Origin of the sequence: Acinetobacter sp. V102_4 (assembly GCF_031799005.1) — a bacterium.
Taxonomy (GTDB): Bacteria; Pseudomonadota; Gammaproteobacteria; order Pseudomonadales; family Moraxellaceae; genus Acinetobacter; species Acinetobacter calcoaceticus.
In genome coordinates this window covers 1-19,203 of sequence record NZ_JAVQNR010000038.1, presented here as the reverse complement: position 1 = coordinate 19,203, position 19,203 = coordinate 1, and the positions used below count along the sequence as shown (strand labels likewise).

The window sequence follows — 19,203 nt, the reverse complement described above, 5'->3', positions numbered from 1 at the left end:
TTTCTAATTGACTTTGAAGACGTTGTATTAGTTTTGATGTTTTGTCTTAAAAATATGTCAAAGCATGAGCTCGTTGTTTTTTATGTTCTAGATACAATGGTGGATTATCTGTAGATTATGCTAATCTATTTTGAATTTTTTGAGTTAGATCAATATTAATGACGGATTCAGCAACACAGATAATTCATCAGAATATTCACCAACGTCAATCTATTGGCCAATTGATTGAGCCTGCACCAAATGCAGATCAATTAGAGTTGGCTTTTCAAGCTGCTTTAACTGCTCCTGACCATCATAGACTTAAACCAACACGTTTTGTTGTTATCGAGGCTGAACAACGTGCTGCATTTGGTGAGGTTTTAGCAAAAGCACTGGCTGATTTGGGTGAAACTGACTCAGCGCAACTTGAACGAGTTAAGCAACATCCTTTTCGCGCGCCTTTACTCATTTTAGCGCTTACGCAATTGCAAGACCATCCTAAGGTTCCGCATTTTGAACAGATTTTAAGTACTGGGGCTGCCGTACAGAACCTTTTATTGTCTTTACAAGTTCAAGGCTTTTCCACCATGTGGCGTAGTGGCGCGGTTGTTGAATCAAATTGGTTAAAGCAGCATTTAGGATTGCAACCACATGATTTAATTTCAGGTATTATTTATGTGGGCACAGCAGCTAAAGCGATTGCACCGCGTGCAGAGATTGAAAGTAAAGAATTTGTAAAGGTTTGGCAGGCTTAACGAGCCTCAAAAGTAAGAAATAGGATAATAAAGCATGGCTGAATTTAAGTTTACAGATTTAGTGGAACCTGTTGCGGTTGATAAAAAAACAGCATTACGTATTACTGTGTTAGGTGGAGGTAGCTTTGGTACGGCGATGGCCAATTTAGCTGCACGTAATGGTTGCGACACCATGATCTGGATTCGTGATGCCGAAACAGCAGAAGAAATCAATAAAACCCATATTAATAAACGTTATTTGCCAGACTTTGTTTTAGAGTCATCATTACGCGCTGTGTCTGATCTAGAACAAGCCGTGTGTGATCGAGATATTATTTTGGTGGCAATTCCTAGTCATTCATTTCGTGATGTATTAAAACAAATTGCGCCTTTTATTACGGCACAAGCGGTTGTCTCTCTAACGAAGGGCGTCGAGGCTAAAACTTTTAGCTTCATGAGCGATATTATTCGTGAAGAATTACCAGAAGTTCCTTATGGTGTGTTATCTGGACCAAATCTCGCTAAGGAGATTATGGCAGGTATGCCATCGGGTACTGTTATTGCCAGTGATTCTGAGTTAGTTCGTTATGCTGTGCAGCATGCTCTTCATAGTGCTTTATTCCGAGTTTTCGGTAGTGATGATGTGCATGGTGTTGAACTAGGGGGCGCACTTAAAAATATTTATGCAGTTGCAATGGGAATTGGTGCTGCTTACAAGATTGGTGAAAATACCAAGAGTATGATTTTAACGCGTGCCTTGGCTGAAATGAGCCGTTTTGCAGTCAAACAAGGGGCAAACCCGTTAACGTTCTTAGGTTTATCTGGCGTTGGTGATTTATTTGCAACCTGTAATAGCCCTTTAAGCCGTAATTATCAGATTGGTTATGCTTTAGGTTCAGGTAAAACACTTGACCAAGCGAGTAAAGAGTTGGGGCAAACCGCTGAAGGAATTAATACGATTGTTCAGGTGCGTGGTAAGGCAGAAGAACTTGACGTATATATGCCTATTACCAATGCCTTATATGAGGTTATTTTTGAGGGTGCGCCACCTTTAAATATTGCTTTATCTCTTATGAAAAATGGACACCGTAGTGATGTTGAGTTTGTTTTACCTCATCATGAAGTCTGAAGAAGAAATGTCATAAATTACGGTTATAATGCAAGAATTATTAACAAGGAATATTTATGCAACTGACATTGGTTCGTCATGGGGAAGCCGCTCCTCCAGTGAATGGTAATGACACTAAACGTCCACTTACCGCTCGTGGGCATGCTCAAGCTGAGCAGACAGCAACATTTTTAAAAGATATTGTTAAGCCTGATATTTTTGTAGTTAGTCCTTTATTGCGTGCTCAAGAGACATTGGCGCATATTCAAGCTTATTTTAAAGATGTTCCTGTGCTGTTATGCGATAAAATTAAACCAGATGATAATGCGAAAGAAGCAGTTGAGTGGTTGTCTCAGGTTCCTTATGAGTCAATTGTAGTCGTGTGTCATATGAACGTGGTAGGGCATATTGCTGAACTACTAACACATGAAAACTTTAATCCATTTGTACTTGCCGAAGCCCGAATTTATGATCAGGCTGTTATTGCAACTGGTTTATCAACACAAAAAAATAGTTTTATACCCACAATATAATTAAAAGGTCATTTAGCCCATTATGCTGTATTTATGGATGCCTGAAACCAATGGAATATGGCATTGGTCTAACGGAGAAAACTGGTTGCAGGCAGCAAGTCTTGAGCAATTAATACAAGACCTGCAATTACATCAAGGAAAAGAAGCTGTCATCTTTTTCCCTAGTCGCCATGCTCAGGTACTCCAGCAGCACATGGCAAAGTCTCATTACAAGCAACTAGGGGCAGATGGTGTTAAATATTTGCTTGAAGAATTTGTAACTTTGCCTATTGATCATATGAAAGTGGTGCATCATTTTCATGCTGATCAATTAACCGTATTGGGAGTGGCAAAAACAACAGTGGAAACATGGCAGCATGCGTTGACTTTGCTGCCTATTAAACTCGTTGCTTTATTGCCAGACTTTCTAATTTTACCGGAACCTCAAGAGCAGCAAGTGGTCTTATGTAATATTGACCAGAAATTACTTGTGCGTGAAAGTAAATGGGTGGGTAATTCGCTAGATGATTTAGCATTATTTTTAGAGTTTCAATCAGTCGAAACTCATTATCAATATAGTGGTTTGACAACAGAGCAACTCGAAAGCTTGGTGGCAGCATCAGATGCCGAGCATCATTCTGAATTTATTTATCAATTTCAGGGTTTAGATAAACCCAAACAGCATCCTTTTAATGTTCTGCCTAAAGCTAAAGGACAAGAGCATACTGTTTCTGGGTACTGGAAAGCGTGTGCCGCTATTGTTTTAGCAATTATAGTGGTTCAGTTTAGTTATGATTTTTTGCGTTGGATAAAGTTAAGAAATGTGGCTAATCAAACCGCCGAACAGACGGTCGAGCAATATAAATATTGGTTTGGTCCTTCAAGTCGGGTAAATGAGCAAAATATAAAAAGCCAATTTGAAAGTCATTTACGCATGAGTAAGCAAGGTGATACACAAGCACTTTCTTTATTGAGCCGTGTTGGACCTATTTTAATGCAAAGACAAATTTTAGCTCAGCAGTTAAATTATGATGCTTCAACACTGACCATGGCATTAAAAGCAAAGTCGGCAGATGATTTGCAAGCTTTAACACAGCAACTTAACCAGCAGGGATTCAAAGCTGAGCTGGGTAATGTTCAAGCTGATGGTGGTGGGGCAATTGGGGTGGTGAAAATACAATAATGAAAATGATAACTCAATTGCAAAACCGCTTTGACCAGTGGATTGAACAAGTCACTCAATATTTAGATCGTTTAACTGTGCGTGAGCGGGTTATGGTGGTCTTTACTACAATTTTTGTTGTGGTTACCATTGTGGGTGCTTCGCTTTGGAAAATGCATTCGTTGGCAGAACAACAGCAAAAACGGTTAAATGATTTAAAAGATTTAATGGTATGGATGCAGAGTAATGCAGTTACCATGAAGCCAGCGAATGAACTCGAATTAGGCCAATCGGAAAAAATACAACGAGTAGCTCAGCAACAAGGCTTAACAGTCACTTCTCAACAAAATGGTGAGCAGTTACAAATTATTGTTACTCATCAGAATTATGCAATTTTAGCGAACTTTTTAACCCAACTTGCGCAAATGGGCTTAAGTATTGAAAAAATGGAAATGGTTTCAAGTGATGGACAGATTAAATTAACAGCGACGGTTCAATAACATATTAAAATATGCTGTTCTTAAGCATGGTGTTTTGTGCTACCTGTGCCTATAATATGCCTACCTAAAATCAGTAGACTGTGATTGGTATGTTATATTCACTTGCTCGCCCGATGTTGTTTAGTTTAGCACCAGAGCGTGCCCATGAATTAACATTATCTATGCTTGATAAAGCACATAAGTTCGGCCTGCTGCGCCAGAGCGTAGAATCAAAACCAACAACCTGTATGGGAATTGAATTTCCAAATCCGGTAGGTTTGGCAGCTGGACTTGATAAGAATGGTGCACATATTGATTCTTTAGCTGGACTGGGTTTCGGTTTTATTGAAATTGGAACAATTACACCTCGTCCTCAGTCGGGTAATCCACAACCACGATTGTTCCGTATTCCTGAAGCGAAAGCCATTATTAACCGCATGGGTTTTAATAATGATGGTGTTGATAAACTTGTTGAGAATGTCAAAGCTTCAAAATTTAAAGGAATTCTAGGCATTAATATTGGTAAGAATGCAGATACGCCTGTAGAAAAGGCTGTTGATGATTACCTGATTTGCCTTGAGAAAGTTTATAACTACGCTTCTTATATTACCGTTAATATCTCATCTCCAAATACTAAGAACTTAAGAAGTTTACAAAGTGGTGATGCATTAACTGAATTATTGCAAACCTTAAAAGAAAGACAACTTGAGCTTGCCGAGCAATATAACCATTATGTTCCTTTGGTTTTAAAAGTTGCGCCTGATTTAACAGCAGAAGATGTCGAGTTTATTGCAGCACAATTATTGCAATTTAAAATTGATGGTTTAATCGTTACCAATACGACTTTATCTAGAGAAGGTGTAGAGAATCTTCCTTATGGTAATGAGTCGGGTGGCTTATCAGGTGCGCCTGTTTTTGAAAAAAGTACCGAATGCTTACGTTTATTTGCCCAAACGTTAAAAGGACAAATCCCATTAATTGGCGTGGGTGGAATTTTGTCGGGTGAACAAGCAGCAGCCAAACAACAAGCTGGAGCAACACTAGTACAGATCTATAGCGGATTGATTTATACCGGTCCTATATTAGTAAAACAATGTGTTGCAGCCATGACTTAAGTGAATATGAACACAATTGATATCATTATTCTGATACTTTTGCTCATTGGGGGGCTAAACGGTTTGCGACAAGGATTTATCAAAGCCTTTGCGAACTTGGTAGGATGGATCATTGCATTAATTATGGGTGCAAAATATGCTGTCCTTCTTGCGCCGTCCATGTCAGGTTTAAGTCATGATCCGGTTGTTCAAAAAATTGCAGCTTTCGCATTTATCGCACTTATGATCATTGTTTTAACATGGATCGTCACTGCATTTTTAAATGGCCTCTTGAAAAGTCTGAAATTGGGGCCATTAAATCGTTTAGCGGGTGGTGCTTTTGGTTCTTTAAAAGGCTTGTTGGTTGTGTTGATTACAATGCAGGGCGTAGGGCCTTGGGTTGAAAGTTCACCACACTGGAAACAGTCCAAACTTATACAATTTTTATTGCCTTATGCGCCTTTAGCTACCGAATTGTCTAAAGATGCAGCAAGTGAGGCATTTCATCAAATAACATCTGGAGGTAGTGCATCAAGCACCCCTTCAAAACCAATGGGCGAATCGGAAGATTTAGAAAACCGATCCGACCATTCGACAAAGAATCCTTTTTATTAATTCCTAGCTTGTCTGCGAGGTTGCTATGTGTGGAGTTGTTGGTATAGCCGGTAAATCGCCAGTGAACCAAATGTTGTTTGATGCTTTAACGATGTTGCAACATCGTGGGCAAGATGCAGCTGGAATAGTAACCTGCCATGAAGGCCGTCTTTTCCTTCGTAAGGATAACGGTATGGTGCGTGATGTTTTTCATACTCGTCATATGAGAGCATTACTTGGTAATTATGGTATTGGCCATGTACGTTATCCAACTGCTGGTTCTGCTAGCAGTGCTGAAGCACAACCATTTTATGTGAACTCACCTTACGGTATTACGCTTGCACATAATGGTAATTTAACCAATGCTGAAGATATTCATGATGACCTGTTTAAAACAGATTTACGTCATATGAATACAGATTCGGACTCAGAAGTTCTTTTGAACGTATTCGCGCATGAGTTGCAGAAGAACGGTACTTTAAACCCTACACCAGATGATATTTTCCATACAGTTACTCGTGTACACGAGCGCTGTCTAGGTGCATATGGCGTAGTGGCGATGATTACCGGTCATGGTTTAGTTGGTTTCCGCGATCCAAACGGTATCCGCCCACTCATTTATGGTTCACGTATGACTGAACAAGGCGAGATGGAATACATCATCGCTTCTGAATCAGTTGCTATTACAGCGCTTGGTTTTAAAATTGAGCGTGACATTGAACCTGGTGAAGCAATTTTTATCACTGCTGATGGTGAATTGTTCTCAAGACAATGTGCGGCTAATCCAAAATACCGCCCATGTATTTTTGAATATGTTTATTTTGCACGTCCTGATGCCATCATTGATGGAATTTCAGTTTATAAAGCCCGTTTAAAAATGGGTGAAAAGCTTGCTCATAAAATTTTACGTGACTGGGGTGAAGACCACGATATTGATGTGGTTATTCCAATTCCAGATACGAGCCGTACTTCAGCATTAGAACTTGCAAATATTCTAGGTGTTAAGTTCCGTGAAGGTTTTATGAAAAACCGTTATATCGGTCGTACCTTCATTATGCCAGGCCAGCAACAGCGTAAAAAATCTGTACGTCAGAAATTAAACCCTGTTGAGTTGGAATTTAAAGGCAAGAACGTTTTATTAGTTGATGACTCAATTGTTCGTGGTACTACCTGTAACGAAATCATCCAGATGGCACGTGATTCTGGTGCAAAAAAAGTATACTTTGCATCAGCTGCACCTCAGGTTATGTATCCAAACGTTTACGGTATTGATATGCCTGCTAAAACTGAGCTAATTGCTTCAGAACGCAGTGTAGAAGAGATCCAAGAAATTATTGGTGCGGATCGTTTGGTTTTTCAAGAATTGGAAGACTTGAAAAATGCTGTACGTACCAGCAAAGTGCCTGATCTAACTGAGTTTGATTGCTCTGTATTTGATGGAATCTATGTAACAGGTGATATTGATGGTGCTTATCTAAATAATTTGGAGCAGAAGCGTAATGATTCTGCTAAAAAGAAAAAAGATGGTTACATTGATGTGAATGTTGACGCAGCTTCTGTAGATCTAACAGGCATTAAAGAAGAATAGGAATAGCTGAAAAAAGCGGGTGTTTCCCGCTTTTTTCTTTTATGATGAAACCTAACAATGTAATTGGGATTATTTACATTGAAAGAAGTAAGCCACTATCTAATCGAAAATAAGAATATGGCATGGTCCATCACTATGTGTTTGGTTGCTGTGCTGCTTACTATTTTTATTTTAAATTTAATTTTAGGTTTGCTCGTTCATTTTTTTGATTATAGTCAGCCCATTTGGTGGCACACTTTAAGTCCTTATTTTGTCGTACTATTACTTTTTATTATGGTTTGGTCGGTAGTTACCGAACTTTATATTCTACGTAAAGGTGGACATTCTTTAGCGAAACAACTTAAAGCACGCCGTTTGGTGAAAGAAGAAAGTACCCCAGAAGAACTTGCGGCATTAAAAATTACAGAAAATTTGGCGCAGAATTTCTCACTAAAAGTTCCAACCTTGTATGTTTTACCTGATGAAGTCGGGGTCAATGCACTCACAGCAGGTTTTCACCCTAAAGATATTGTGATTATTCTGACATGGGGAGCCTTGCAGAATCTGGATAAACTTGAGCTATATGGCTTATTAGGTCATGAGTTTAATCAGATTTTATCGGGTGAAGCAGTTGAAAACACTAAATTAAAGATTCTATATAGTGGATTAACAACCTTTAGTCAGTGGGGGAGTAAATTAGCGAAACAAGGTTTTAAACGCTATAGTCCCGGCTATAAACATAAATTTGAAACCGTCTTTGTTGCAGTTGGTGGGGTAATTTGGTTGGCGGGTAGCCTTGGTGTATTGATTACACGATTTATTAAGTATTTAACTTTGAGTGGTCGCACATTTCGTAATGACCAAAAAACAGTACGATTATTAAAAAATAGTGCGAATACCCAGACTTTATTGCGTATTTATGTTCACCATTCCGGTTCTCAAATTCATAGTGCTTATTCAGAATCAATCGCACATATGTGTTTTGCAAACTCACTTAGCCCTCAAAGCTGGATGAATATTCATCCGAGTATTCGTGAGCGCATTTATGAATTAAACCCGACTTTGCTACAAGATTTACAATTAGAAAATTTAAAAAAACTACGTAACCGTCCGTTATTTAGCTTATTTCATTTTTTAGAGGAATCTGAGAAAGAAATTTATATTCCGTGGTCATCTCCACAGCCCTTGCCTTTACTAAGGTTGTCGCCTATTAGTTTTGCACTAAATGATGCGATTAAGCCCCTTAGTAGTGATGTGCGTCGCAATAAAAAGCGCCCTGAGCTAATTCAGCGTGCGCTACAAACGGCTACAGGGTCACGTGAAGTAATGGTGGCTATTTTGATGATTCGTCAATATCGAGAATTCATCCCTAAAGATGCGCCAGTTAGCCATGCCATTATTGATGCCTTATTAAATCTGGATGGTCGTATTCATATTCAGATATTCCATGATGCCTGTAAAAATATTGGACATATGCCAGCAAGTATTGCGCGGCAATTTCTCACAAAACTAGCGCTCATTATTCAAGAAGATGGCGAGATTGGGTTGCTGGATGCACTTTTGTTAGAACGGGTTAAATATGAACTGAATTTGATGCCGCTGCATTTACCAACTGCATTTGAAGAAGTAAAACCCCAAATTGTTCGCTTGGTTGATGCTTTACTTCATGTTCAACAAATTAACAGCCCAAATCAGTTAGAAGTCCGTGATCGTATTTTACGTTCTTTGCTCAATCCTGATGAAATGAATATTTATGATGAAATTTCGGATGAGCCTTTAGATCTTGCTGAAATTTTAAATGATATTGCGGGTTTATTGTTGCGAGACCGTCTGAGTATTTTAGCGATTGCGGAAATGTGCTTGTGGAGCGATCGCATCATTACTCAAGATGAGTTGGATGTACTTGAATTGCTTTATTGGCGTTTCGGCTTTGAGACAGAAGAAATTGTTGAGCAAATGCAAAAAAGAAATAGTGTTATGATTATTTAAAAGACATCTACGATTATAAAAACAGCTGAACGAAATAAAACACTGAAAAAAAAACTGAAGCCCGTTAGAATGTAGATTGAGTAGAGGTATTGATTCAAACATGATTGGGCAGCAAAGAAATATACTGGCAACTTTAGGAATTGATTTATGGATTCCTAAGACACAGGTGTGCCAAAAAAATAATGCTCAAAGCCTTTGGCGAGATCATGTTGTTGAACAACCTGAACCGATTATATTGCCTTCTGTAGAACCAGCCGTTCTTGAGCAGCCCACAAAGCCACAAATCAACGAGATTCCAAAAGTTGAACCTGAAATTGTGGCACCAGTTTCAATAGATGTTCAGCCTGTTATAGAGCCTTACAATGAAGTGCAAGCGCCTGTAATTAAGATCGCATCATTTGAGCTACAGGCTTTTGCTTTTGAAAAATGTGTTATTTTTTTAGATGTTACGAATTTAAGCGAAGAAGAAAAACAGCTTTGGAGCAACATACAAAAAGCAAAAATAGGGCAATATGCTGAATTGAAATGGCCTTTCCCTTTAGCGACTTATCAAGATCAGCGGGGTGCCGGTTCATATATACAAGGCTTTTTAGATGCTGTCGCAGCAGAGAAAAAGATATTGTGTCTTGGTGATTGTTCTTATATTCAACATGCGAATATTATTTATTTAGCAAGTTTAAAAGAAATGCTGGAGAAACCACTCCTTAAAAAAAGGTTATGGAAATTAATGCAAGATAACAACGAGTAGCAGGGATTTACATGAAAAAAGTTGTAGTATTTAGCCAAATTGATGAAGAAATTTTGTCTCAATTACAACAGAATTATCATGTTGTAGTTCTTAACCCAAAACTGGGTGATATTAATGAACAAATACGACAACACGTTGTAGATGCTGACGGGATGATTGGTGCAGGACGGTTACTGAATGAAAGTAACCTTGCACCAGCCCAAAAACTAAAAATTATTTCATCTGTAACGGTGGGCTATGACAATTATGATGTGGCTTATTTAAATCAAAGAAAAATCTGGTTATCAAATACGCCTCATGTTTTAACAGAAACAACAGCTGATCTTGCTTTTACATTATTACTGAGCGCTGCTAGAAAAGTTCCTTTTCTTGATCATTGGACAAAACAAGGTGAATGGAAAAGAACTGTAGGGCCTCAGCAGTTCGGTTTAGATGTTTTTGGAAAAACACTAGGAATTATTGGGCTTGGTAATATTGGGGCTGCAATTGCTCGACGTGGTTTTTATGGATTCAACATGAATATTGTTTACCATAATCGTCGTGAAAAGCCTGAATTAGCTGAGCCGTTAAACGCACAATATCTTGGTTTGGATCAATTACTACAGCAGTCCGATTTTGTAGTAACTGCAGTTGATTTAAATAACGAATCGAAAGCTTTAATGGGCAAAGCTCAATTTGAGCTTATGCAGAAACACGCTATTTTTATTAATATTGCACGCGGTTCGGTAGTTGATGAGCAAGCTTTGATTGAGGCTTTACAGCAAAATCAGATCTTTGCTGCTGGTTTAGATGTGTATGAAAAAGAACCTTTGCAAGATTCAGCACTTTTTAAACTGCCGAACGTAGTCACTTTACCTCATGTAGGTTCAGCTACTGCAGAAACCCGTAAAAAAATGGCAAATCTCGCCTATAAAAATCTGGTTGAGGCTTTAGAAGATAAAACACCTAGATATCTGGTAAACCCAAACTTTATATAAGTGATGAATAACACTTCATTGCAAAACTAGTCGATTTCCAGTGATATAGTAAAAGTCTATTGATTGAACATCATTTTTTATGGTTCACATCAGTAGACTTTTTTTATGGTTTAATTTTAATAGAGAAAAACTTTTGAGATTTTTGCCAGTTATTTTAAGTGCGACTTTTATAGCAAATGCTGCGTATGCACAGTCTTTCGACCCTCGGTCATCTGCGAATCAGGTGGAAATTCCAAATATTGGAAGTGGGATAGGTTTGCTTGATCAACAAAAAGAAAAATTTATTGGTGAAAAAGTATTCCGTGAAGTTCATAAACAAATGCCAGTTCTCCAAGATATCTGGCTCGAAGACCAATTTTTCCAAGTATTTTCAAGTATTTTGAGTGAGACTCAACTTGGTCAGCCTATTGGTCTAGTTGTAATTAAGGATCCACAAATTAATGCGTTTGCTGTTCCGGGTGGTTTATTCGCGCTTAATACTGGCCTTATTGCTTCAGCTCGCAATATTGATGAAATTGCTGGGGTTATGGCGCATGAAATTGCACACGTATCTCAAAGACATTTTAGTCGTTCGGAGGAAGCCTTTAAGGGGCAAACTTTATTAAGTTTAGCTGGGCTTTTGGCGGGCGTGGCAATCGCTGCACAGGGCGGTGGAGATGCTGGGGCAGCAGTGATGTTGGGAACACAGGCTGCACTAATGGATAGCCAGTTAACATATAGTCGAAATCAGGAACGTGAAGCAGACCGTATTGGCATGCAATATATGTATGCAGCGGGTTATAACCCTCAAAGTATGGCAGACTATTTTGAAACAATGCACCGTGCGACGAGTCGGGTAAGTTTTTTACCAGATTTCTGGCTGACTCATCCATTGACGACTGAGCGTATGAGTGAGGCTCGACTTCGTGCGAACCAGATGCCTAAAGTCAAAAATCGTATATATGATGCCGATTTTGAAATTTTAAAATGGTACACAATGGTGGTTTCAAATCAGGCTACTGAAAATAAACTACAGAGTTTGGCCTCTCAAAAAAATATTGCTGGTCTTATTGCTTTGGCAGCTTTTTACGTAAAACAAGGTGATTATACACAGGCGCAGTCCACCTTAGATCAGGCAAAATCTAGTGGAAAACCTCTTGTTACGCTATTGCAGACAGATATTTATCTAGGGCAAAACAAGCTTGACCAAGCCTATTCCTCAATTGCTTCTACACAAATGACTATGCCTGAAAATAGAGCTTTTAGCTATAAATTGGCTGAGGTGCTATTACGTCAAGGAAAATTTGCACAAGTTCAAACGCTTGTTCAGCGATTTATTAATAAAAACTCAAGAGATATACAAGGTTGGCAATTTTTACAGCAAGCTGCGAATTTGGATAAAGCAGGAAAGTTGAGAGCAGTTAATGTTTTACGCTATCGGGCGGAAGCTGAATATTGGTCGGGGAGTGAAGAGAATGCAATTAAATCGATGTTACATGCTCAGCGATTGGCAAAAGACAATCAAGCAATGTCGGCTAGAATAGACAGCAGATTAAAACAAATGCAAGATGAGCGACGAATGAAAATCTAAAAATATATCTTTTAAATTTTTCAGATATGCAAATATGCACAAACTAAAAGGAATTTTGGTTTGAAGGAATATAAAATTTAAGAGAGGAAATTAAGCTAATTTAACTTTAATTTTTGCTGAAACGATAGAAGGATCGGCACGCCCGGCTATGATCGGACGTAGAGAATTCATCACCTTACCCATATCTTTCATGCTAGTTGCTTCTTGAGCAGAAATCGTTTGCTCAATGAGAGAATCAAGCTCTTCCTCAGTCATAGCTTCTGGTAGAAACTGAGATAAAATCTCAGCTTCGGCTTGTTCTTTACTAGCTAAATCATCACGACCAGCACCTTCAAAGGCTTTGATCGATTCTTTACGTTGTTTAATTTGCTTTTCAATGACCGCAAGAACCTGAGCGTCGCCAAGCTCTATGCGCTCATCGACTTCGATTTGCTTAATTGCTGCTTGTAGACTACGCAAAACCGTCACTGTTGCCATATCTTTGGCACGCATAGAAGTTTTTAATGCATCAGTAATTTGGTTTTTTAAAGTAGTCATAATTCAGCAGTCAATCACAAATTAATTAGTAAAGGCGAGTAGTACGTACAGATTCGCGAGCCAATTTCTTTTGGTAGCGTTTAACTGCAGCAGCTTTTTTACGCTTACGTTCTTGAGTTGGTTTTTCGTAGAATTCGCGTTTACGAACGTCAGCTAAAACACCAGCTTTTTCGCATGAACGTTTGAAACGACGGATAGCTACGTCAACTGGTTCGCCTTCTTTCAACTTAACTTGTGGCATGTAAAATCCTCTAGATTATGGATAAGATCAAGCACACTATTGTGCCGGATCACAAGTGAAGGTCAGTATTTTACTCATTTACAACTCATATCACAAGTCTATAATAGCGATTGCAATATTTTGACTCATATAAAAGGCAGTTTTGATGATTGTTTTAGGCTTGGAAACTTCTTGTGATGAAACAGGGTTGGCACTTTATGATAGCGAACTCGGCTTACGGGGACAGGTTCTTTATAGCCAGATTAAACTTCATGCCGAATATGGTGGGGTAGTACCTGAACTTGCTTCTCGTGACCATGTTCGTAAATTAATTCCTTTAATGAATCAACTGCTTGAACAAAGTGGAATAAAAAAACAAGAGATTGATGCAGTTGCTTATACGCGTGGTCCTGGCTTAATGGGAGCCTTAATGACAGGGGCTTTATTTGGAAGAACTTTAGCTTTTTCTTTAAATAAACCTGCAATTGGTGTTCATCATATGGAGGGGCACATGTTGGCACCTCTACTTTCAAGTCAGCCACCCGAATTTCCATTTGTGGCTTTATTAGTTTCTGGTGGACATACACAATTAATGGCAGCTCACGGTATTGGTCAATATGAACTCTTGGGTGAGTCTATTGATGATGCAGCTGGAGAAGCTTTTGATAAAGTTGCAAAAATGATGAGCTTGCCATACCCAGGCGGTCCAAATATTGCAAAATTAGCTTTAAGTGGTAATCCGTCAGCATTTGAATTTCCGCGACCAATGCTTCACCAAGGTTTAGATTTTTCTTTTAGTGGTTTAAAAACAGCGGTTTCTGTGCAATTGAAAAAATTGAATGGTGAAAACCGAGTCGCGGATATTGCAGCTTCATTCCAAGAAGCAATTGTAGATACTTTGGTAAAAAAATCAGTAAAAGCTCTAAAGCAAACTGGACTGAAACGTTTAGTTATCGCAGGTGGCGTAAGCGCAAATTTACGATTACGTGAACAGTTGGAAACTTCATTGGGTAAAATTAAGGCACAAGTTTACTATGCTGAACCTGCCTTATGTACTGATAATGGTGCAATGATTGCTTTTGCTGGTTATCAACGTTTAAAAGCAGGACAACATGATGGTTTGGCTGTAACCACGACACCACGTTGGCCAATGACGGAATTAACTATTCCTGAGTAAAAGTATTCCTATTTAAAAGCTTCTTGGTTTTCGATATCAATGTATTCGATATAACCACGGCCTTGAACTTCATTGCCGAAGTAATTACCAGTAAATTTATAGCCACTAGCATAACCACGCCCATGACCATAGCGGAATGGGCAGTCAATTTCTGCCTGAATATTCAAAATAATTTGTTTATTCTCATTTCGAGCAATCCACGAAAAGTATTTCGGAAGTCGCATTTTTTCTCCAGTCGGTGAGATGTAGTCATCGACTTGATGAGAAATAACGTCAAAGCTAACATCTGTATAAATTTCAGCTGGCTGATCAAGATATCTAATATGGAGGGTGTAAGCGACCGTCTGTCCCGCAATATCTGCTTTAGTAAGAAGAAGTTGAGTGGTCTCGTTTAAATTAATAATTTGATAAGTAAAAAAATCAAGCGGCAGTTTATAAGCGTCAGGAAGAAGTTTGTTTATGAAACTATGTGGACCAGCTGCTCGTGCATATTCATACGTACAGAGTCCTTCACTTTCAATACGTTCTGCTTGATAACTTAAAAAGCCTTTAAACTTTGCCAATAAACTAAAATGATCATAAATTGGTGTTTTTATAAACCATGAAACATGTGTTGTAACATCAATATCAAAGTCGAAATCAAGCCCATCATAATGTCCATGGATATGAAATTTCGGGAATTTTCCTTGAATTGAAATTTCTTTGCCTAGTTCTATTAAGTTTCCATCTTTATTAATTTGTGTCTCTTTTGGAATGATATACGCCTTAAGCAAAGCTTGCTCAACCGCGGCAGTACTTGAAAAGAACGTGGCTGTTTTTCTGGGGGCTTCATTAATTATGTTGTCATGATCAAAGGCTAGCGCACCGGGCGTGCCTAATAAAATCATAATGTTTAGATAACGATGCGGTTCGGGTAAAAGTGGAAAAAAGATACCGTAATGTGTCCAGCTATAATATTTTTCGTCAACTCGTGGGCGGATGATATGAGACTGAGTAAAAGGAAGAGTTGAGTATTTTTCTGCTTGATCCAAGGCACCTTGCACGAGCAATAAGCTTTTACCAAGGACTTTGCTGCCTATGGAAATTTTTGGCAATTGTTTTTTCATATATAAACCTAAATAAGGATAGGACTATCTTTGTTTTAGGTTATGAAAAACAACTGCCAAATCTAAGCGGTTTTCAGGCCAAAGCCAAGGCTTTGCGGGACATTCGTCATTTAATTATTAGACAACTGTTTTAACCCATTTAAACCAATCCAATGCTTTGAGAACTGGTAAGCAGCGCGGCCAGAGCGCTGACCACGCATTTGGCACCAACGTAAACTCTCGGCACGAACTTCATCATTAAAAGGCATATTTGCCTTTTGAATATAATGTTCTACGATTTCTAAATATAAATTCTGATCCATTGGATAAAAAGATAACCACAAACCAAAACGATCTGACAAAGAGATCTTTTCTTCAATCGCTTCTTGAGGGTGTAGTTCAGTATATTGAGGAACATCTACCTTGGTTACAGGTGTATTTTCATGCATGAATTCGGGTAACAAATGGCGACGGTTACTGGTCGCATAAATAATAAAATTACTCGCACCAGATTGTAATGAGCCATCCAATACACTTTTTAAACTACGATAGTTTTCATCTTCAGCATTAAAAGCCAAGTCATCGCAATATACGATGTATTTTTCAGGCCGATTTTGAATGATTTTTTGAATTTTAGGTAAATCTGCCAAGTCATCACGTTCAATTTCAATTAAACGTAACCCTTGAGGGGCATATTCAGTCAATAAAGCACGAACAATAGATGATTTACCTGTACCACGTGAGCCAGTTAGAAGAACATCATTTGCTGGTAAGCCATTTAAAAATTGCAAAGTATTTTGAATGATTTTTTCTTTTTGGCGTTCAATGCCTTTTAAGTCATCTAAATAAATATTCTTTGGGGTATGGATGGCTTTAAGTTGCTGATTTTCCCATCTAAAAGCAGGTGCAGTAAAATCTGTTTCTTGTTTAGGTTCAGGTAAGACCTGCTGTAACTGATTTAATACAAGTGATAATGTCTGAACTAAATTGTCTGGTAAATCAATGGTAGCCATGGTAAGTCAATCATGTTAAACAGTAATTTACTAGGATACTAACACCGAAATTAACAGGCTGACAAAAAAGTTGTTGCTATACAGTTTATCGGTTTTGCAATTGATTGAAATGTTCAGACCGCGCATAGTGTGGTCATGTCTATTCAGTAAAATCATCTGTGAAGATGAGGACGAAATATGTTTGAAAAAATACGAAGTGATATGAATCCGCATCAGGCTTACCGTATCAAAAAATTACAACGTCAATTAGACATGGCTGAATCTTATGAAGAGTGGAAGTCTTTTGCATTAAAACTAGATGAAGAAACAGGGGTGCAAGAGTGGAAATTCGATAATAGTTCACCTTATTTCGATGCAGAGCTCATTTCTTATCGATATACCTTACTGAAAAGATACCGCCAGCAACATCGAACGTTAGACCTCATTTATCTACTCAAAGAAGGCCTAACCTACGATATAGCAAATATTGGTCACCCTATGCTTTTTGCTGCAACTCATGTGGGCACAAAAAAACTAATTGAAGACTATATTGAAGAAGTTAGCCAAAGCTTGGCCTATATAGCTTCAAGTGAATGTATTACTTTCCAACGCAAAGAAAAAATTGAGTTTTTTGAAAATTGTGAAAAAGCATATGGACAACCGGCTCTTATGTTCTCGGGTGGAGCGACTTTAGGTCTTTTTCACACAGGGGTGTGTAAAGCTTTAATTGAACAGGATTTAATGCCTAAAGTGTTGTCTGGCTCAAGTGCAGGGGCAATTATGACAGGCATGCTTGGAACTTCTGCCAGTGAAGATGTTCAAAATTTATTAAATGGAGAACAATTCTTTAGTGATGCTTTTCATTTTAGAAAACTTCGTGAACTCATTAAAGGAAATGGTGGAATTGCCGATGTGCACTATTTGAAAAAATTCCTTGTTGAAAACTTAGGCGATCTTACTTTTGAGGAAGCTTTCAAAAAATCTGGTTTAAATATTAATGTGGCGGTTGCTCCCTATGATGCAACAGAAAACCCGCGAATTATGAATGCCATTATGACCCCTAACGTTTTGGTATGGAGTGCTGTGTTGGCTTCATGTGCTGTACCTGTATTATTTCCACCAGTGCGTTTAACCAGTAAACGTTATGACGGTGAACATACACCTTATATGGCAAATACAAAATGGGTTGATGGCAGTGTAAGAAATGATTTTCCGCAAGAAAGAATGGCGCGTCTATATAATTTAAATTACACCATCGCCAGTCAAGTGAACCCGCATATTGTGCCATTTATGCAAAATGATGCAGATCGCTTTCGTAAAGACGTTTTAAGTTGGCCCGAACGTATTTTAAGACGTCAAGGCAAAGTACTATCGATGGGACTTATGGACTTTACGCGTCAAAGACTTGGTTCTATTTCTCCGATTAGGAGATTACTCGATCATGGATATGGCGTAATGGGGCAGCGTTATTATGGCGATGTTAATATTATTGCTAAATATGGCTTGAGTCACTATACCTATACTTTGCAAAACCCGCGTCCACATTTGTTTAAACGTTTGCAACGAGAAGGGGAACGCGCGACTTGGCCAAAAATTTCTTCGATTGAGACCCATGCTCGTATTGGCAAGACGATTCAGCATTGCTTAGAAGTTTTGCGTTTTGAAGAAAAGCAACAACAGCCAGAGTCGTACTATGCTGAAGCATGATTTTGCTTCTCATATAGAAAACTTAACATATGTTACAAAGCCCAGAAGTTCAGCTTTAGGACGGCATCTATGGACATGTTCTGTAGATGCTAGAAACTATTGGTTAAAATATCACTTGCCTGAAACGTATGTTCAAAGTGAGCAAGATTTCATACATGAACAATTGTTTTACGAAGAAATTAATCACAAGAAACCTGCATGGCTTTTACCCCATAAATTAATCGAAGTTAGTACCATTCCTCAATTAAGCCATTCTTTAGGTCAGGTTTTAATTTTACCTGATACTGGTTTGTGGTTTGGTTCATTGTCTCATGAAACTAATTTAACAGATGTGTACCGTACGATTTGGTTCGCACTAGATAAGCTCTCGGAACTTCATAGATTAGGTTGGATTCATGGAGATATTAAAAGAGAACACTTTCGAAAGTTTCAGCAAAAACCTTACTTGATTGATTTTGAGAAAGCCCGACTTTTGACGAGTTCAGATTCAGTGATGGATGCAACACCACGTTATATGGCACCTGAACTTTATCAAGGTCATGGCAAGAGTGTACAAAGCGATTTATATGCACTTGGAATTGTTTTGTATGAATGGTTAGCCCAAACTCGCTTAGAAGCAGGGAATTACTATGATTGGGCAGTATTGCATTGCCAAAATTTAACCATTCAATTACCAACACAGTTTATGAATTTTTATCCATTACTTTCAGGTTTATTGCAAAAACAACAAAAAAATAGGTTTGCAAACGCGTTTGAAGCGCTCAATTGTTTAAAAGCAGTTTCAATCTGATAAAAATCATTGATCTAGTATCTGTATACAATTTACACGGTCAGTTTTTTTTAGAAAAAAAACACTTGTCACTGTTAGATCTTATCGCTAATATACACAGCCATCGGGGGCGTGGCGAAATTGGTAGACGCACTGGATTTAGGTTCCAGCGCCGCAAGGTGTAAGAGTTCGAGTCTCTTCGC

Annotated in this window: 19 protein-coding genes; 15 read left to right on the top strand and 4 right to left on the bottom strand. The window is 38.4% G+C overall.

The genetic code is table 11. From position 1 onward, the window contains the following. Positions 1-158 precede the first annotated feature (158 nt). The 12 genes from RMB13_RS09735 (at position 159) to RMB13_RS09680 (ending at position 12,513) form a co-directional block, all read left to right on the top strand. Complete coding sequence (locus tag RMB13_RS09735) at positions 159-734, top strand: nitroreductase (protein ID WP_003650741.1); 576 nt, start codon at positions 159-161, stop codon at positions 732-734. A gap of 34 nt (positions 735-768) precedes the next feature. Continuing rightward, positions 769-1,842: an NAD(P)H-dependent glycerol-3-phosphate dehydrogenase gene (locus RMB13_RS09730; protein ID WP_003650743.1), complete on the top strand. Its 1,074-nt coding sequence runs from the start codon at positions 769-771 to the stop codon at positions 1,840-1,842. Between the two features lie 56 nt (positions 1,843-1,898). Then, positions 1,899-2,354 carry a phosphoglycerate mutase family protein gene (locus tag RMB13_RS09725; protein ID WP_311085148.1) on the top strand — a complete coding sequence of 152 codons (456 nt, stop codon included), beginning with the start codon at positions 1,899-1,901 and terminating at the stop codon, positions 2,352-2,354. 22 nt (positions 2,355-2,376) lie between these two features. Next, the gene (gspL, locus tag RMB13_RS09720) at positions 2,377-3,516 is read left to right on the top strand and encodes a type II secretion system protein GspL (RefSeq protein ID WP_311085147.1); all 1,140 of its coding nucleotides are present in this window, start codon (positions 2,377-2,379) and stop codon (positions 3,514-3,516) included. Beyond that, a complete protein-coding gene (gene gspM, locus RMB13_RS09715) occupies positions 3,516-3,995 on the top strand; it encodes a type II secretion system protein GspM (RefSeq protein ID WP_151743252.1) in 480 nt (159 codons plus the stop codon). Before gspL ends, gspM begins: the two co-directional genes overlap by 1 nt. Positions 3,996-4,084: 89 nt before the next feature. Further along, positions 4,085-5,089: a quinone-dependent dihydroorotate dehydrogenase gene (locus tag RMB13_RS09710; RefSeq protein ID WP_017391991.1), complete on the top strand. Its 1,005-nt coding sequence runs from the start codon at positions 4,085-4,087 to the stop codon at positions 5,087-5,089. A gap of 6 nt (positions 5,090-5,095) precedes the next feature. Then, positions 5,096-5,683 (top strand): CvpA family protein, encoded by a 588-nt coding sequence (locus RMB13_RS09705; RefSeq protein WP_004643443.1) that lies wholly within the window; start codon positions 5,096-5,098, stop codon positions 5,681-5,683. 25 nt (positions 5,684-5,708) lie between these two features. After that, a complete protein-coding gene (gene purF / locus RMB13_RS09700; RefSeq protein WP_017391993.1) occupies positions 5,709-7,250 on the top strand; it encodes an amidophosphoribosyltransferase in 1,542 nt (513 codons plus the stop codon). A 78-nt stretch (positions 7,251-7,328) separates the two neighbouring features. Then, positions 7,329-9,218 carry a M48 family metalloprotease gene (locus RMB13_RS09695; protein ID WP_080758364.1) on the top strand — a complete coding sequence of 630 codons (1,890 nt, stop codon included), beginning with the start codon at positions 7,329-7,331 and terminating at the stop codon, positions 9,216-9,218. Between the two features lie 100 nt (positions 9,219-9,318). Continuing rightward, positions 9,319-9,966: a hypothetical protein gene (locus RMB13_RS09690; RefSeq protein WP_311085305.1), complete on the top strand. Its 648-nt coding sequence runs from the start codon at positions 9,319-9,321 to the stop codon at positions 9,964-9,966. Between the two features lie 11 nt (positions 9,967-9,977). Further along, entirely contained in the window at positions 9,978-10,943 is a 966-nt protein-coding gene (locus RMB13_RS09685) for a D-glycerate dehydrogenase (protein WP_311085146.1), read from the top strand. Between the two features lie 142 nt (positions 10,944-11,085). Next, positions 11,086-12,513, top strand: a complete 1,428-nt coding sequence (locus RMB13_RS09680) for a M48 family metalloprotease (RefSeq protein WP_311085304.1) — start codon at positions 11,086-11,088, stop codon at positions 12,511-12,513. A gap of 90 nt (positions 12,514-12,603) precedes the next feature. Here the strand turns inward: RMB13_RS09680 and RMB13_RS09675 are convergent, their stop codons facing one another. After that, entirely contained in the window at positions 12,604-13,050 is a 447-nt protein-coding gene (locus RMB13_RS09675) for a GatB/YqeY domain-containing protein (RefSeq protein ID WP_311085145.1), read from the bottom strand. Positions 13,051-13,075: 25 nt separating this feature from the next. Next, positions 13,076-13,291 (bottom strand): 30S ribosomal protein S21, encoded by a 216-nt coding sequence (rpsU, locus tag RMB13_RS09670; protein ID WP_001136722.1) that lies wholly within the window; start codon positions 13,289-13,291, stop codon positions 13,076-13,078. 145 nt (positions 13,292-13,436) lie between these two features. Here rpsU and tsaD point away from each other — a divergent pair, with 145 nt between their 5' ends. Then, positions 13,437-14,447, top strand: coding sequence for a tRNA (adenosine(37)-N6)-threonylcarbamoyltransferase complex transferase subunit TsaD (gene tsaD / locus RMB13_RS09665; protein WP_311085144.1), 1,011 nt, complete (start codon positions 13,437-13,439; stop codon positions 14,445-14,447). A gap of 8 nt (positions 14,448-14,455) precedes the next feature. Here the strand turns inward: tsaD and RMB13_RS09660 are convergent, their stop codons facing one another. Together RMB13_RS09660 and RMB13_RS09655 are read right to left on the bottom strand one after the other, a co-directional pair. Beyond that, the gene (locus tag RMB13_RS09660; protein WP_311085143.1) at positions 14,456-15,553 is read right to left on the bottom strand and encodes a DUF6670 family protein; all 1,098 of its coding nucleotides are present in this window, start codon (positions 15,551-15,553) and stop codon (positions 14,456-14,458) included. Between the two features lie 110 nt (positions 15,554-15,663). Continuing rightward, positions 15,664-16,545 (bottom strand): ATP-binding protein, encoded by an 882-nt coding sequence (locus RMB13_RS09655; RefSeq protein WP_311085142.1) that lies wholly within the window; start codon positions 16,543-16,545, stop codon positions 15,664-15,666. A gap of 177 nt (positions 16,546-16,722) precedes the next feature. Here RMB13_RS09655 and RMB13_RS09650 point away from each other — a divergent pair, with 177 nt between their 5' ends. Next, positions 16,723-18,231 (top strand): DUF3336 domain-containing protein, encoded by a 1,509-nt coding sequence (locus RMB13_RS09650; RefSeq protein WP_005306944.1) that lies wholly within the window; start codon positions 16,723-16,725, stop codon positions 18,229-18,231. Continuing rightward, positions 18,218-19,021 carry a serine/threonine-protein kinase gene (locus RMB13_RS09645; protein ID WP_311085141.1) on the top strand — a complete coding sequence of 268 codons (804 nt, stop codon included), beginning with the start codon at positions 18,218-18,220 and terminating at the stop codon, positions 19,019-19,021. Before RMB13_RS09650 ends, RMB13_RS09645 begins: the two co-directional genes overlap by 14 nt. Positions 19,022-19,203: the final 182 nt, after the last annotated feature.